Here is a 1,898-nt window from a genome sequence, read left to right as displayed (position 1 = left end):
AGACACCACCGCGCGCTATACGCAAGTCGCCACCAACATCATCCGCGAGGTCATGAGCCCGCTCGACCGGCTCACCCCGCTGGTGCCGAAGAAGGACGAGCCGCCGTCCGAGTAGCGGCGGCCCCATGCCTCGTCGTCATCTGGAGGTCGCGGATATCTACCGCGACCACGGTGCTGCTTGGCGTGACGCCAACCGCGGCCACGTGAGCCTTGGCCAGTTGAAGGTGATGAGCGCCATCGAGAGCTGCCGGACAGCTGCCCTCGGCGGCCATGTCGCGCGTTGTGAGAACAGCGCCTGCGGCCACACGGTCATCGCCTACAACAGCTGTCGTAATCGCCACTGCCCCAAGTGCCAGGGCGCGGCGGCACGCGAGTGGATGGCGGACCGGACAGCCGAGCTGCTGCCGGTGCCCTACTTCCATTGCGTGTTCACGCTGCCGGCCGAGATCGGCGACATCGCCTACACCAACAAGGCCGTGATCTACGATGCGTTGTTCAAGGCTTCAGCTGAGACGATGCTGACGATCGCGGCCGATCCCCGGCATCTCGGTGCCAAGATCGGCATCACCTCGGTGCTGCACACCTGGGGCTCGGCCATGACGCACCATCCGCACGTGCACATGATCGTGCCCGGTGGCGGCCTATCACCAGACGGCACGCGATGGGTGACGAAGAAGCCCGACTTCTTCCTGCCGGTGCGCGTGCTGTCGGCGCTGTTCCGTCGCCTGATGCTGGAGCGGCTCGCGAGCGCCCACAAGTCCGGCAAGCTCCAGTTCCACGGCGCCCACGCAGCCCTGGCCGATGCGAAGGCGTTCGCAGTCTTCCTGAAGCCGCTCCGGCGCACGCGCTGGTTCGTCTATGCCAAGCGTCCGTTCGGCGGACCCGACGCCGTGCTCGCCTACCTCGCGCGCTACACGCACCGGGTCGCGATCTCCAACAGCCGGCTCGTCTCGGCCGATGCCACCGGCGTCACCTTCAAGGTCAAGGACTACCGGATCGAAGGCACCCGCCGATACAAGACCATGACGCTCGACACGGGCGAGTTCATCCGCCGCGTGCTCATCCACGTCTTGCCCAAAGGCTTCCACCGCATCCGCCACACCGGCTTCCTCGCCAGCGGCGTCAAGGCTGCCAACCTCGCCACGGCGCGCCAACTGCTGGCGGCGCCAGAACCCGCCAGACCCGAAGCCGGCACCGAGGCTCACGACACCGGTCCTATCCCGACGTGCCCGTGCTGCGGCGGACGCATGCATGTCATCGAGACGTTCGAGCGCCATCAGACGCCACGCCATTGGCCCTCACCGGCATCCACTGCGATCAGGATCGACACGTCATGAGGGGCAACGTGGCAGGCGATCATCGCACTGTAGGCCGTCGCAAATGCTGGTTCGTGACCGGCATCGGCGACGCACGTCCCGATCAACGCCCGGATCGATTGCCGTGCCCTCGAACACGCCGTCACGAACGCGCCAGCCAGCATCCGCGACATCGACGTCGGCCTCTTTACGATTCGATCACGGGCTCGCAGCGGGCTTCCCGGGCTTCCCGGTCATCCCCGACAACCAGCGTTGCGGCCAAATCCCCATAGTGCTCGCGGCACCACAGTGCCCTGCCTCACGCGGGTTCCTTCCCTGGAGGCTTTCGAACGCCGGCCCCAGGTGGACGTCGTGGGCGTTCGCGAGAGCCGGCATCCGAAACCCTACACATCGAACGAACCCGCTCACGCGGGAGGGCGCTGCGCGCGGGACGGAGACCGGGGCTGACGGCGGCGGAAGCGCGCGTCGCTCGCGGAATCGCGGACCGGCAGGGCGTGGGTGATATCGCCATTGCGGGGGGAGTCTCCAGGGAAACCGTGCGAAAGCAATTGCGGGCGGTGCTGTGTAGGGTTTCGGATGCCG

At 66.9% G+C, this 1,898-nt stretch carries 1 protein-coding gene; it reads left to right on the top strand.

Annotation, left to right across the window (positions count from 1 at the left end):
* Nucleotides 1-125 precede the first annotated feature (125 nt).
* Nucleotides 126-1,337: an IS91 family transposase gene (locus tag WCE35_RS21330; RefSeq protein WP_424595298.1), complete on the top strand. Its 1,212-nt coding sequence runs from the start codon at nt 126-128 to the stop codon at nt 1,335-1,337.
* Nucleotides 1,338-1,898: the final 561 nt, after the last annotated feature.

Source organism: Bradyrhizobium sp. (assembly GCF_049691595.1).
Taxonomy (GTDB): Bacteria; Pseudomonadota; Alphaproteobacteria; order Rhizobiales; family Xanthobacteraceae; genus Bradyrhizobium.
Note: the sequence above shows the minus strand (reverse complement) of the source record. Positions and strands in the feature narration are given on the sequence as shown.

What these genes read in the sequence shown, in the direction of transcription:
- WCE35_RS21330 (WP_424595298.1), top strand. Translation starts at nt 126, where the DNA reads ATGCCTCGTCGTCATCTGGAGGTCGCGGATATCTACCGCGACCACGGT.